Consider the following 12,754-nt stretch of genomic DNA (forward strand, 5'->3'; position numbering starts at 1 on the left):
CGGCAGGGGTGCTCTCGGAGATCCTTCAGAAGGATCTCCGAGAGCACCCCCGCCCTACCCCGTACCTGCTCAGCTCTCCCGCTGCCGCCTCTGCTCGGCCAGCAGTTCGTGCAAGGGCTCCGTGGCCCGGCGGCGGTACTCCTGGATGGACCAGCCGTTGCCGTCCGGGTCCTTGAAGTGCATGAAGGTGGCTCCGTCCTCCGGGGTGTACTGCACCGGGTCGGAGACCTCCAGGCCGCGGTCGGTCAGTTCGGCGTGGGCCGCCTTGATGTCCGTGACGCACAGCTGAAGGCCCTGGTACGAGCCGGGGGCCGGCGTCGGGCCGTCCATCGTCTCCCAGAGGGTGTCGCCGAGGGCGATCGAGCAGCCGGAGCCCGGAGGCGTCAGCTGGACGATGCGCATGCCGGGCATGACCTCCTGGTCGATGTCGACGTGGAAGCCCACCTTGTCCCGGTAGAAGTCGCGGGCCCGGTCGATGTCGCTCACGGGCAGCGGGATCACTTCGAGCGTGTACTCCATCACTGGTGTCCTCCAGTTCGCCCCGACGAAAGAGTCACTCGAACCGCCAGCGGGTCTGACTGAACGGCTCCCCCTTACCGAAGCCCAAAACGACCCGGGGCGCCACCGAAAAGACGACGGCGTGTCCGGCACCGTGGTGGAAATACCCCTCCCGTACCTCGAAGTGCCAGAAACTGCCGTACTTCTCCTCCCACGCGGCGGCCAGTTCCCGCAGCCGGCCGTCGTCGGTGACCCGGACCGCCTCGCCCTCCACCACCAGGTCGTAACCCTTGTTCCAGGTGTTGGTGCCGGTGGTCAGCACGACGTTCGCGTTCCGCTCCAGGTTCCGCGCCTTGCGCTCCTCCGGCCCGGTGCAGAAGTGCAGCGCGCCCTCGGACCACACCGCGGGCAGCGGTGTGACATGCGGCCGCCCGTCGGGCCGTACCGTCGAGATCCAGAACAGCTCGGCCGCTGCGAGCATCGCCTCCGCCTCCGGCCAGGGGGGTGCGGTCGCGTCTTCGCTGCTGTAGCGGGCGTCGAGTTCGGCCAGTGGTTCCATACGACTTCTCCCTTTCTCTTCATCCTCATCAGGGCAGACTTCTCCTCACCAGGGCAGACTCCGCCGCCCGACCGAACTCATCGCTCGCACCGCATGCACTCCCGTCCGGGCGCTTCCCGCAAGCACTCCGGTTAGGCTCATGGCCGTACGACCTTGATCCGAGGGGAGGCCGGGGATGGCGACGCCGGGGCGCAGGAGCAGTACTTTCTCGCGGCTGCTGCGGCACGGTTTCACCGATCCGTCGGCTGCCGAGCGGTTGCTGGAGAGCGGTGAGCTGGCGCCGATACGGAACGACCCGGTGCTGCTCGACGCACTCGGGGAGACCGCCGATCCGGACCTGGCGCTGCTGGGACTCGTACGGCTCGTCGAGGCGCAGAAGGATCACGCGGGACAGCGCGAGCTGCTGGACACGCTGATCGCGTCGAAGCCGCTGCGCGACCGGCTGCTCGGAGTGCTCGGCGCCTCCGCCGCGCTCGGCGACCATCTCGCCCGGCACCCGCTCGACTGGCAGGCGCTCGTGATGTACGAGCCGCAGGACCTGCACCCCGGGATCGCCGAGTTCGAGCGCGGCCTCGCCGAAGCCTCCGACCCGGTGTCCCTGCGCGTCGCCTACCGCCGCTGTCTGCTGTCCATCGCCGCCCGTGACGTGTGCGGAACGACCGACCTCGCCGAGACCGCCGCCGAACTCGCGGACCTCGCGACCGCCACCCTGCGCGCCGCGCTCGCCATCGCCCGGGCCGCCGCCCCCGAGGACGCCGCGATGTGCCGCCTCGCGGTCATCGCCATGGGCAAGTGCGGGGGACAGGAGCTGAACTACGTCTCCGACGTCGACGTCATCTTCGTCGCGGAGGCCGCGAACGGAGCCGACGAGGGCAAGGCCCTGCGCGCCGCGACCCGGCTCGCCTCCCATCTGATGCGGATCTGCTCCGAGACCACCGTCGAGGGCTCCATCTGGCCCGTCGACGCCAACCTGCGGCCGGAGGGCCGCAACGGCCCACTGGTCCGCACGCTCTCCAGCCACCTCGCCTACTACCAGCGCTGGGCCAAGACCTGGGAGTTCCAGGCCCTGCTCAAGGCCCGGCCGGTCGCCGGGGACATCGAACTCGGCGAGGAGTACGTCGCTACGCTCGCCCCCCTCGTCTGGCAGGCCGCCGAACGCGAGAACTTCGTCCCCGACGTCCAGAAGATGCGCCGCCGCGTCGTCGAGAACATCCCCGTCGCCGAGATCGAGCGCGAGCTGAAGCTCGGTCCCGGTGGACTCCGGGATGTCGAATTCGCCGTACAGCTCCTGCAGTTGGTGCACGGCCGGGCCGATACGACGCTACGGAGCCGGACCACGCTGGAAGCCCTGAAGGCGCTGGCCGCGGGCGGCTACGTGGGGCGCTCCGACGCCGTGCAGCTGGACGAGGCGTACAAGTTCCTGCGCCTGATGGAGCACCGCATCCAGCTCTACCGGCTGCGGCGTACGCATCTCGTGCCGGAGAACGACGACGATCTGCGCCGTATCGGCCGCTCGCTCGGCCTGCGCACCGACCCCGTCACCGAGCTGAACCGTCAGTGGCGGCGGCACACCTCCGTCGTACGACGCCTGCACGAGAAGCTCTTCTACCGGCCACTGCTCGACGCCGTGGCCCAACTCGCCCCCGGCGAGGCCCGGTTGAGCGCGGACGCGGCCCGCGAGCGGCTGGTCGCCCTCGGCTACGCGGACCCGGCTTCCGCGCTGCGCCACCTGGAGGCGCTGGCATCCGGGGTCAGCCGCAAGGCGGCGATCCAGCGGACGCTGCTGCCCGTGCTCCTCGGCTGGTTCGCGGACTCCGCCGACCCCGACGCGGGACTGCTCAACTTCCGCAAGGTGTCCGACGCGCTCGGCAAGACCCCCTGGTACCTACGGCTGCTCCGCGACGAGGGCGCCGCCGCCGAGAACCTGGCCCGCGTCCTGTCCGCCGGGCGGCTCGCTCCCGACCTGCTGATGCGGGCCCCGGAGGCGGTGGCGCTGCTCGGCGACGGCAACGGCGACGGGGGCGGTCTCGGCCCCCGCGACCGCGCCCACCTGGAGCAGGAGATCCTCTCCGCCGTCGGGCGCGCCGACGGGGGAGAGGCCGCGGTCACCGCCGCGCGCGGGGTGCGTCGGCGCGAGCTGTTCCGTACGGCCGCCGCGGACATCGTCCGCTCGTACGGTACGGAGGAGTCGCCAGCCGACCAGGTAGACCAGGGCGCGCTCGTCGACATGGTCGGCGGCGCGGTGTCCGACCTGACGGCCGCCACGCTCGCCGGGACGCTGCGGGCTGTCGTACGGCAGGGCTGGGGGGACACGCTGCCGACCCGCTTCGCGGTGATAGGGGTGGGCCGGTTCGGCGGGCACGAGCTGGGTTACGGCTCCGACGCGGACGTCCTGTTCGTACACGAACCGCGTGAGGGCGTGCCCGAGCAGGAGGCCTCGAAGGCCGCCCATGCCGTGGTCTCGGAGATGCGGCGGCTGCTGCAGATCCCGAGCTCCGATCCGCCGCTGATGATCGACGCCGATCTGCGGCCGGAGGGGAAGTCGGGGCCGCTGGTGCGGACGCTGAACTCGTACGAGGCGTACTACCGCCGGTGGTCCCTGGTCTGGGAATCCCAGGCCCTGCTACGGGCCGAACCCGTCGCCGGCGACGCGGACCTGGGCCGCCGCTTCATGGAACTCATCGACCCTCTCCGCTATCCCGCGGAAGGACTCGGCGACGACGCCATACGCGAGATCCGCCGACTGAAGGCCCGGATGGAATCCGAGCGTCTGCCCCGGGCCGCCGACCCCACCCTCCACACCAAGCTGGGGCGCGGCGGCCTGTCCGACGTGGAGTGGACTGTGCAGCTTCTCCAGCTCCAGCACGCCTGGGCGGAGCCGGGCCTGCGCACGACCCGCACCCGGGAGGCCCTGGCCGCCGCGTGCGCGGCCGGGCTGATCTCCGCCGAGGACGCCTCGATACTGGATGAGGCGTGGGTGCTGGCTACGCGGGTGCGGAACGCGGTGATGCTGGTGCGGGGGCGGGCGGGCGACACGTTCCCGTCGGCGGGGCGTGAGCTGGCGGCCGTGGGCCGTTATCTGGGGTTCGGCCCTGGGCATGTGGGCGACATGCTGGACGCGTATCGGCGTACGACGCGGCGGGCGCGGGGCGTGGTGGAGGAGTTGTTCTACGGGGGGTAGGGCTGGCTCGGGGGTTGTTTCGCCCCAGCCGCCCTTACCCGTCCCATACCAAGGGGCTGCGCCCCTGGACCCCGCCGGGGCTGCGCCCCAGACCTGGCTCGGGGCTGCGCTCCTGGACCCCGCTGGGGCTGCGTCCCAGACCTGGCTCGGGGCTGCGCTCCTGGACCCCGCCGGGCTGCGCCCCAGACCTGGCTCGGGGCTGCGCTCCTGGACCCCGCCGGGGCTGCGCCCCAGACCTGGCTCGGGGCTGCGCCCCTGGACCCCGCCGGGCTGCGCCCCAGACCCTGGCTCGGGGCTGCGCCCCTGGACCCCGCCGGGCTGCGCCCCAGACCCTGGCTCGGGGCTCCGCCCCTGGACCCCGCCGGGGATCCGCCCCCAGACCCCTCGGGGCTCCGCCCCGGACCCCGTTTCGGGGGCCAGCCCCCGAACCCCCGGTCCTCAAACGCCGGACGGGCTGATTTTTGCGCGCCATCACCGAAGGGCTGACTGCGGCCATCGCCCCACGGCTGATTTGGCGCGACCGAGCCTTCTCAGCGCAGGCCCGCACCAACCAGCCCGTCTGGGGGCACCTCTGGGGGCACCCCCAGCGGTAGCTGGGGGAGGTAGCTGGGGGAGTTTGAGGACGAGGCCGTTCAGGCCGATGGGGTCCGGGGCGCAGCCCCTGGTGGGGTCTGGGGCGAACACCGGCGGGGTCCAGGGGCGGAGCCCCTTGGTATGGGACGGGTAGGGGCGGCGGGGGCGAAAACCCCCCGGCCCCGCCCCCTCACGCTCGGCTCGGCAAGAGCCGCCGCTCACGCCCTCCCACCGGCGTCGGAACCAGCCGCGGCAACCCGTACGGCAGTACCCCGTACCAGACCCACGCCACCCCGAACCCGAACCCCAGGCACAGCACACCCCCCACCGCGTCCAGCCAGAAGTGGTTGGCCGTGGCGACGATGACCACCAGCGTGGCCGTGGGGTAGAGGAGACCGAGGACCCGGACCCAGGGGACGGACGCGAGGGCGAAGATCGTCAGGCCGGACCAGACGGACCAGCCGATGTGCATGGAGGGCATCGCGGCGAACTGGTTCGACATGTTCTTCAGGTCGCCGGATGCCATGGAGCCCCAGGTCTGGTGGACGACGACCGTGTCGATGAAGTCGCTGCCGTTCATCAGGCGCGGCGGCGCGAGCGGATACAGGTAGTAGCCGACGAGGGCGACACCGGTGGTCGCGAACAGCACCATGCGGGTCGCCGCGTAACGGCCGGGATGGCTACGGAAAAGCCAGACCAGGACACCGAGCGTGACGATGAAGTGCAGTGTCGCGTAGTAGTAGTTCATGCCGACGATGAGCCAAGTCACCGAATTCACGGCATGGTTGACGGTCTCCTCGACGGCGATCCCGAGGTGGTGCTCCACCTTCCAGATCCAGTCGGCGTTGCGCAGCGCCTCGGCCTTCTGCTCGGGAACGGCGTTGCGGATGAGCGAGTACGTCCAGTAACTCATCGCGATCAGCAGGATTTCGAACCAGAGGCGGGGACGGCGGGGCGCACGCAGCCGGCGCAGGAAGGCCTGGCCCGCGCGGCGGCGGCCGTCCACCTCGTCCGCGACGGGCGTCGGACCGGCCTGCCGGCCTTCCAGAGTCGTCACCGTCGTCTCGCCCATGGGTGAAGAGTTTGCCAGAGAATCCGTCCCCCACCGATCATCCGTCGGTCGGGTCCTGGCCGCACGTTCTCCGCCTGAGGGACGTATGAAACGCGGCGTTTTCTACTGCCTAGGGACGATTTCGTTCCCCAGGGGACGAAGCGGTCGATCCCCGTACCACCAGCTCCGGCATGAACACGAACTCGCTGTGGGGAGCCGGTGTTCCGCCGATCTCCTCCAGCAACGTCCGTACGGCGGCCTGGCCCATGGCCGGGACCGGCTTACGGATGGTGGTGAGCGGCGGGTCGGTGAAGGCGATGAGCGGGGAGTCGTCGAAGCCGACGACCGAGACGTCCCGCGGAACCTCCAGGCCGCGCTGCCGCGCCGCACGGATCGCACCGAGCGCCATCATGTCGCTGGCGCAGACGACGGCCGTGCACCCGCGGTCGATGAGCGCGGTGGCGGCGGCCTGGCCGCCCTCCAGGGTGTAGAGGGAGTGCTGTACGAGGCGCTTCTCGACGTCGTCCGTAGTCAGGCCCAGCAGGTCCTGCATCGTCCGCACGAAGCCCTCGATCTTCCGCTGTACGGGCACGAACCGCTTCGGGCCCAGGGCGAGCCCGATGTTCGTATGACCGAGGGAGACGAGGTGGGTGACGGCGAGGGCCATCGCCGCGCGGTCGTCCGGCGAGATGAACGGGGCCTGGACCTTCGGCGAGAAGCCGTCGACGAGGACGTACGGGACGCCCTGGCCGCGCAGCCGCTCGTAGCGCTGCATGTCCGCGGAGGTGTCGGCGTGCAGGCCCGAGACGAAGATGATGCCGGCGACACCACGGTCGACGAGCATCTCCGTCAGCTCGTCCTCGGTGGAGCCGCCCGGAGTCTGGGTCGCGAGGACGGGGGTGTAGCCCTGCCGGGTCAGGGCCTGGCCGATGACCTGGGCAAGCGCCGGGAATATCGGGTTCTCCAGCTCCGGCGTGATCAGGCCGACCAGGCCTTCGCTGCGCTGCCGCAGGCGTACGGGGCGTTCGTAGCCGAGGACGTCCAGTGCGGCCAGTACGGACTGGCGGGTGGTGGCGGCGACGCCCGGCTTCCCGTTCAGGACGCGGCTGACGGTCGCTTCGCTCACCCCCGCCTGGGCTGCGATGTCGGCAAGCCGTGTGGTCACAGGGCTGGACTGTACCGGCCGGTGATCGCCTTGCACACCGGTTCGGCGTGGTGGGCGACCTGGTGACCGGCCCGGTCCGGGCTGCTGGGTCATCGCGCTCCCTGGTGAGAGTGACGGCAAGGGCTTGCAGAGTCTTGCATAGGCGGTACTGGCTGGCCTACGTCCGTAAACAAGCGTCTCACGACGGCCGCTCCAGGGTCGCGCCCGGATAACTTCGTAGATCACTTGCACTTTTTTGCTGCAAGCTCTTTCGCAACGCTTGCAGCGCTGTTACGTTCAGCGTCGCCCGGCGGCGGCAGCGACGCGGTCCGCGAGTCGGCGGCGAGCGGCGGACGGGGCCGCTCTCAACACCACACGGGCTTTCACCCTCAAGGAGAACTCATGCGGCGTGGCATAGCGGCCACCGCGCTGGTGGCGTCCCTCGCCCTCACGGCGACGGCCTGCGGCGGAAGCGACAGCGGCGACAACGCCGGCGGTCCGGTCACCATCACCTGGTGGGACACCTCCAACGCCACCAATGAGGCACCCACGTACAAGGCCCTGGTCAAGGAATTCGAGAAGGCCAACCCTGACATCAAGGTCGACTACGTCAACGTGCCCTTCGACCAGGCGCAGAACAAGTTCGACACCGCCGCCGGCGCCAAGGGCGCCCCGGACGTCCTGCGCTCCGAGGTCGGCTGGACCCCCGCCTTCGCCAAGAAGGGCTTCTTCCTGCCGCTGGACGGCACCGAGGCCCTCGCGGACCAGGCCACGTTCCAGTCCAGCCTGATCGAGCAGGCCAAGTACGACGGCAAGACGTACGGCGTCCCCCTGGTCACCGACACGCTCGCGCTGGTCTACAACAAGGGCCTCTTCAAGCAGGCCGGCATCAGCAAGCCGCCCGCCACCTGGGACGACCTGAAGACGGCCGCCGCCACCATCAAGGACAAGACCGGCGTCGACGGCTACTGGGGCTCCACCCAGGCCTACTACGCGCAGTCCTTCCTCTACGGCGAGGGCGCCGACACGGTCGACGCCGACGCCAAGAAGATCACCGTCAAGTCGCCCGCCGCCGTCAAGGGTTACGAGACCTGGGAGAGCCTCTTCGACGGCAAGGGCCTGCACAAGGCCGACACCACCGCCGACGCGTACGCCCATATCCAGGAGGCGTTCGTCAGCGGCAAGGTCGCCTCGATCATCCAGGGCCCCTGGGAGATCACGAACTTCTACAAGGGCTCGGCCTTCAAGGACAAGGCCAACCTCGGCATCGCCACCGTCCCGGCCGGCTCCACCGGCAAGGCGGGCGCCCCGACCGGCGGCCACAACCTCTCCGTGTACGCCGGCTCGGACCAGGCGCACCAGGAGGCCTCGCTGAAGTTCCTGAAGTTCATGACCTCGGCGAAGTCCCAGGAGACGATCGCCCTCAAGAACTCCACGCTCCCGACCCGCGACGACGCCTACACCGCCGAGGTCAAGGCCGACCCGGGCATCGCCGGCTACCAGGACGTGCTCCCCGTCGCCCAGCCGCGCCCGGCGCTGCCCGAGTACAGCTCCCTGTGGACCCCGCTCGACACCGAACTCAACGAGGTCGCCGGCGGCAAGAAGTCCCTCGACGAGGGCCTGAGCAGCGCTGAGACCGCGATCGCCAAGCTGGTCCCGGACTTCAGCAAGTGACACCGCGTGGCCGTCGGGTCCCCCTCAACTCGGGGGAGGGACCCGACGGCCACCGGCCTGCGTGCCCTGCCCCTGATCTCCCGAAGGTGTCGAAACATGACAGTCGCCATCGACCGCGCGACCGGCAAGCGCCGCGGTGAGCGTGCGCCGCGCCCCGGGCCACTGAGGCGCTTCAGGCACAGCTACCAGAAGTACTGGTACGCGTACGCCATGATCATGCCCGTGGTCGTCGTGCTCGGCGTCCTCGTGCTCTACCCCCTGGGGTACGGCCTCTACCTCTCGCTCACCGACGCCAACAGCCTCAACACGGCCCGCACGATCGGCGTCAACGAGATCGCGGCCACGTACAAGTTCATCGGCCTCGACAACTACGCCGACCTCCTGTGGGGCGAGACCGCGTACGACCGCTTCTGGTCGCACTTCATCTGGACGGTCTCCTGGACGGCCGCCTGCGTCGCCCTGCACTACTCCATCGGCCTCGGCCTCGCGCTCCTCCTCAACCAGAAGCTGCGCGGGCGCACCTTCTACCGGCTCATCCTGGTCCTGCCGTGGGCCGTGCCCACCTTCGTCACCGTCTTCGGCTGGCGCTTCATGCTCGCCGACAGCGGCGTCATCAACTCGGCCCTAGACGCGCTCCACCTGCCGACGCCGCTGTGGCTGGAGGACACCTTCTGGCAGCGGTTCGCCGCGATCATGGTCAACACCTGGTGCGGGGTGCCGTTCATGATGGTCTCGCTGCTCGGCGGACTGCAGTCGATCGACTCGACGTTGTACGAGGCCGCCGAGATGGACGGCGCGACCGCCTGGCAGCGGTTCCGGTACGTCACGCTGCCGGGCCTGCGGTCCGTCAGCTCCACCGTCGTACTCCTCGGCGTCATCTGGACCTTCAACCAGTTCGCCATCATCTTCCTGCTGTTCGGCAACACCGCCCCCGACGTCGACATCCTCGTGACCTGGGCGTACTACCTGGGCTTCGGCCAGCAGCCACGCGACTACGCGCAGTCGGCGGCGTACGGCATCCTGCTCCTCTCCATCCTGATTGTCTTCACCTCCGTCTACCGCCGCTGGCTGAACCGCAATGATCCGCAGCTCGCGATCTGAGGCAGGAGTCCCCATGAGCACTACGACGCTTCCGACCACGTCCGCCGCGGATCAGGACCCGGACGCGGTCCGGCCGCGCAAGGTCCGCCGGCGCGGCGAGCAGGGCCTCGGCGCCACCCTCGCCTCCCACGGCATCCTGATCGTCACGAGCCTGATCGCGCTGTTCCCGATTGCCTGGCTGGTCTTCCTGTCCCTCGGCCCGGACAAGGACGACTACCTCCACCCCGAGCGCATCTTCGGGAAGATGACCTTCGACAACTACGTCTTCGTGCTCCAGGAGACGAAGTTCTTCGACTGGCTGACGAGCACGCTGATCGTCTCGCTCGGCGCGACACTCATCGGCGTACTGGTCGCCTCGACGACCGGTTACGCGGTCTCGCGGATGCGCTTCCCGGGCTACAAGAAGTTCATGTGGGTGCTGCTGGTGACCCAGATGTTCCCGATCGCCGTACTGATCGTGCCCATGTACCAGATTCTGTCGGAACTCCAGCTCATCGACAGTTACCTTGGCCTGGTCCTCGTCTATTGCTCGACGGCCGTGCCGTACTGCGCCTGGCTGCTCAAGGGGTACTTCGACACGATCCCGTTCGAGATCGACGAGGCCGGGCGCGTCGACGGGCTGACCCCCTTCGGCACGTTCGCGCGGCTGATCCTGCCACTGGCCAAACCGGGCCTGGCGGTCGCCGCGTTCTACAGCTTCATCACCGCGTTCGGCGAGGTCGCGTTCGCCTCGACGTTCATGCTGTCCGACACGAAGTACACGTTCGCGGTCGGGTTGCAGAGCTTCATCAGCGAGCATGACGCTCAGCGGCATTACATGGCCGCGACGGCTGTGCTGATCGCGGTGCCGGTCTCCGCGTTCTTCTACCTTGTGCAGAAGAACTTGGTGACTGGGCTCACCGCGGGCGGCACGAAGGGGTGACACTCCGCGCCTCCGCTGCCGCTGGGGGTGCCGCGACAAGCCGTCGTTTGGCTGCGGCGCCGTCGTGGCTGGTCGCGCCCGCGCGGCGGAGCCGCAAATTGAACACAGCCCCGCGCCCCTAAAAGGGGCGCTGCCCCTAAGGGGGCGCTGCCACGGAAGCCCGAGGCGGTCGCCTCCTCACCTACTGCCCACACACCCCATGATCTCAACCCCGTTACGTACCAAGGACGCCATGAGCCAGCACTCCACCGACCCGGTCCCGGCCCCCGCTTCGACGTCGGTTCTCGCCACCGTCGCCAGACACCGTGACTGGTGGCGGGACGCGGTGATCTACCAGGTCTATCCGCGCAGCTTCGCCGACAGCAACGGCGACGGCATGGGCGACCTGGAGGGCGTACGTTCCCGACTGCCGTATCTGCGAGACCTCGGCGTGGACGCCGTGTGGCTCAGCCCCTTCTACGCCTCGCCGCAGGCCGACGCCGGCTACGACGTCGCGGACTACCGGGCCGTCGACCCCATGTTCGGCAACCTGCTCGACGCGGACGCGCTGATCCGCGACGCCCATGAGCTGGGCCTGCGGATCATCGTCGACCTGGTGCCCAATCACTCCTCCGACCAGCACGAGTGGTTCAAGCGGGCGCTCGCCGAGGGGCCGGGTTCCGCGCTGCGGGACCGCTACCACTTCCGTCCCGGCAAGGGCGCGAACGGTGAACTCCCGCCGAACGACTGGGAGTCCATCTTCGGCGGGCCCGCCTGGACGCGGGTGACCGAGCCGGACGGTACGCCCGGCGAGTGGTACCTGCACCTCTTCGCGCCCGAGCAGCCCGACTTCAACTGGGACCACCCGGCCGTCGGCGACGAGTTCCGCTCGATCCTGCGGTTCTGGCTGGACATGGGCGTCGACGGCTTCCGTATCGACGTCGCCCATGGACTGGTGAAGGCCGAGGGGCTGCCGGACCTGGGCACGCGCGAGCAGGTGAAGCTGCTGGGCAACGATGTCATGCCGTTCTTCGACCAGGACGGCGTGCACGCCATCTACCGGCAGTGGCGCACGGTGCTCGACGAATACGCGGGCGCCCGTATCTTCGTCGCCGAGGCGTGGACCCCGACCATCGAGCGCACCGCCAACTACGTACGCTCCGACGAACTGCACCAGGCCTTCAACTTCCAGTACCTGAGCACCTATTGGGACGCGGCCGAGCTGCGGGCGTGCATCGACCGCACCCTCGACGCGATGCGCCCGGTGGGCGCCCCGGCCACCTGGGTGCTGTCCAACCACGACGTGACCCGGCACGCGACCCGGTTCGCCAACCCGGCCGGCCTCGGCACTCAGATCCGTACCGCAGGAGACCGCGAACTCGGCCTGCGCCGGGCGCGGGCGGCGACGCTGCTGATGCTGGCGCTGCCCGGATCGGCGTACATCTACCAGGGCGAGGAGCTGGGCCTGCCCGACGTCGTCGACCTGTCGGACGAGGTGCGGCAGGACCCCGCGTACTTCCGGGGCGCCGGCCAGGACGGCTTCCGCGACGGCTGCCGGGTGCCGATTCCGTGGACCCGTACAGGATCGTCGTACGGCTTCGGCGCCGGCGGCAGCTGGCTGCCGCAGCCCGCCGAGTGGGCCGAGCTGAGCATCGAGGCGCAGACCGGGGCCGAGGGCTCCACCCTGGAGCTGTACCGCTCGGCGATCGCCGTACGGCGTGAGCAGCCCGACCTCGGCGCCGGCGACCGCGTCGAATGGCTGAAGGCCCCCGAGGGCGTACTCGCCTTCCGCCGCGGGGAGTTCACCTGCACGGCGAACACGGGTGGTGATGCGGTGACGGTACCGGCGTACGGCCGAGTCCTCCTCACCAGCGACGAGGTGACGGTCACGGACGAGGGGGAGGCGAAGGTGCCGGGGGATACGACGGTTTGGTGGACGACGGGCTGACGGTCCGCTCGTCGAGGGCCGTTAGCGCAGCCTGCGGTCGGTCTTCAGGGCCCGCTGCCCGGTCCCGGGCGGCGGGCCCTGCTGACGTTGGGGTCGCGGGCTACTGCTCGAGATATATGTATAG

The 12,754-nt window shown here is 69.8% G+C and carries 9 protein-coding genes; 5 read left to right on the plus strand and 4 right to left on the minus strand.

Going from position 1 to position 12,754, the window contains the following annotated elements; genetic code table 11:
• Window positions 1-69 precede the first annotated feature (69 nt).
• Both OHT21_RS34240 and OHT21_RS34245 read right to left on the minus strand, forming a co-directional pair.
• Window positions 70-519 (minus strand): VOC family protein, encoded by a 450-nt coding sequence (locus OHT21_RS34240; protein WP_328772127.1) that lies wholly within the window; start codon window positions 517-519, stop codon window positions 70-72.
• Between the two features lie 34 nt (window positions 520-553).
• Complete coding sequence (locus OHT21_RS34245; RefSeq protein WP_328772128.1) at window positions 554-1,057, minus strand: pyridoxamine 5'-phosphate oxidase family protein; 504 nt, start codon at window positions 1,055-1,057, stop codon at window positions 554-556.
• A gap of 175 nt (window positions 1,058-1,232) precedes the next feature.
• Here OHT21_RS34245 and OHT21_RS34250 point away from each other — a divergent pair, with 175 nt between their 5' ends.
• Window positions 1,233-4,238 carry a bifunctional [glutamine synthetase] adenylyltransferase/[glutamine synthetase]-adenylyl-L-tyrosine phosphorylase gene (locus OHT21_RS34250; RefSeq protein ID WP_328772129.1) on the plus strand — a complete coding sequence of 1,002 codons (3,006 nt, stop codon included), beginning with the start codon at window positions 1,233-1,235 and terminating at the stop codon, window positions 4,236-4,238.
• Between the two features lie 763 nt (window positions 4,239-5,001).
• Here the strand turns inward: OHT21_RS34250 and OHT21_RS34255 are convergent.
• Both OHT21_RS34255 and OHT21_RS34260 read right to left on the minus strand, forming a co-directional pair.
• Window positions 5,002-5,883, minus strand: coding sequence for a phosphatase PAP2 family protein (locus OHT21_RS34255; protein ID WP_328772130.1), 882 nt, complete (start codon window positions 5,881-5,883; stop codon window positions 5,002-5,004).
• 109 nt (window positions 5,884-5,992) lie between these two features.
• A complete protein-coding gene (locus OHT21_RS34260; protein WP_328772131.1) occupies window positions 5,993-7,027 on the minus strand; it encodes a LacI family DNA-binding transcriptional regulator in 1,035 nt (344 codons plus the stop codon).
• Window positions 7,028-7,408: 381 nt separating this feature from the next.
• Here OHT21_RS34260 and OHT21_RS34265 point away from each other — a divergent pair, with 381 nt between their 5' ends.
• The 4 genes from OHT21_RS34265 to OHT21_RS34280 all read left to right on the plus strand — a co-directional run bounded on the left by OHT21_RS34265 (window position 7,409) and on the right by OHT21_RS34280 (window position 12,630).
• Complete coding sequence (locus tag OHT21_RS34265) at window positions 7,409-8,680, plus strand: extracellular solute-binding protein (protein ID WP_328772132.1); 1,272 nt, start codon at window positions 7,409-7,411, stop codon at window positions 8,678-8,680.
• Between the two features lie 96 nt (window positions 8,681-8,776).
• A complete protein-coding gene (locus tag OHT21_RS34270; RefSeq protein ID WP_328772133.1) occupies window positions 8,777-9,781 on the plus strand; it encodes a carbohydrate ABC transporter permease in 1,005 nt (334 codons plus the stop codon).
• A gap of 13 nt (window positions 9,782-9,794) precedes the next feature.
• Window positions 9,795-10,703: a sugar ABC transporter permease gene (locus OHT21_RS34275; protein ID WP_328772134.1), complete on the plus strand. Its 909-nt coding sequence runs from the start codon at window positions 9,795-9,797 to the stop codon at window positions 10,701-10,703.
• A gap of 232 nt (window positions 10,704-10,935) precedes the next feature.
• Window positions 10,936-12,630 carry a glycoside hydrolase family 13 protein gene (locus tag OHT21_RS34280; RefSeq protein WP_328772135.1) on the plus strand — a complete coding sequence of 565 codons (1,695 nt, stop codon included), beginning with the start codon at window positions 10,936-10,938 and terminating at the stop codon, window positions 12,628-12,630.
• Window positions 12,631-12,754 lie beyond the last annotated feature (124 nt).

Source organism: Streptomyces sp. NBC_00286, from assembly GCF_036173125.1.
In the GTDB taxonomy this organism is placed as follows: Bacteria; Actinomycetota; Actinomycetes; order Streptomycetales; family Streptomycetaceae; genus Streptomyces.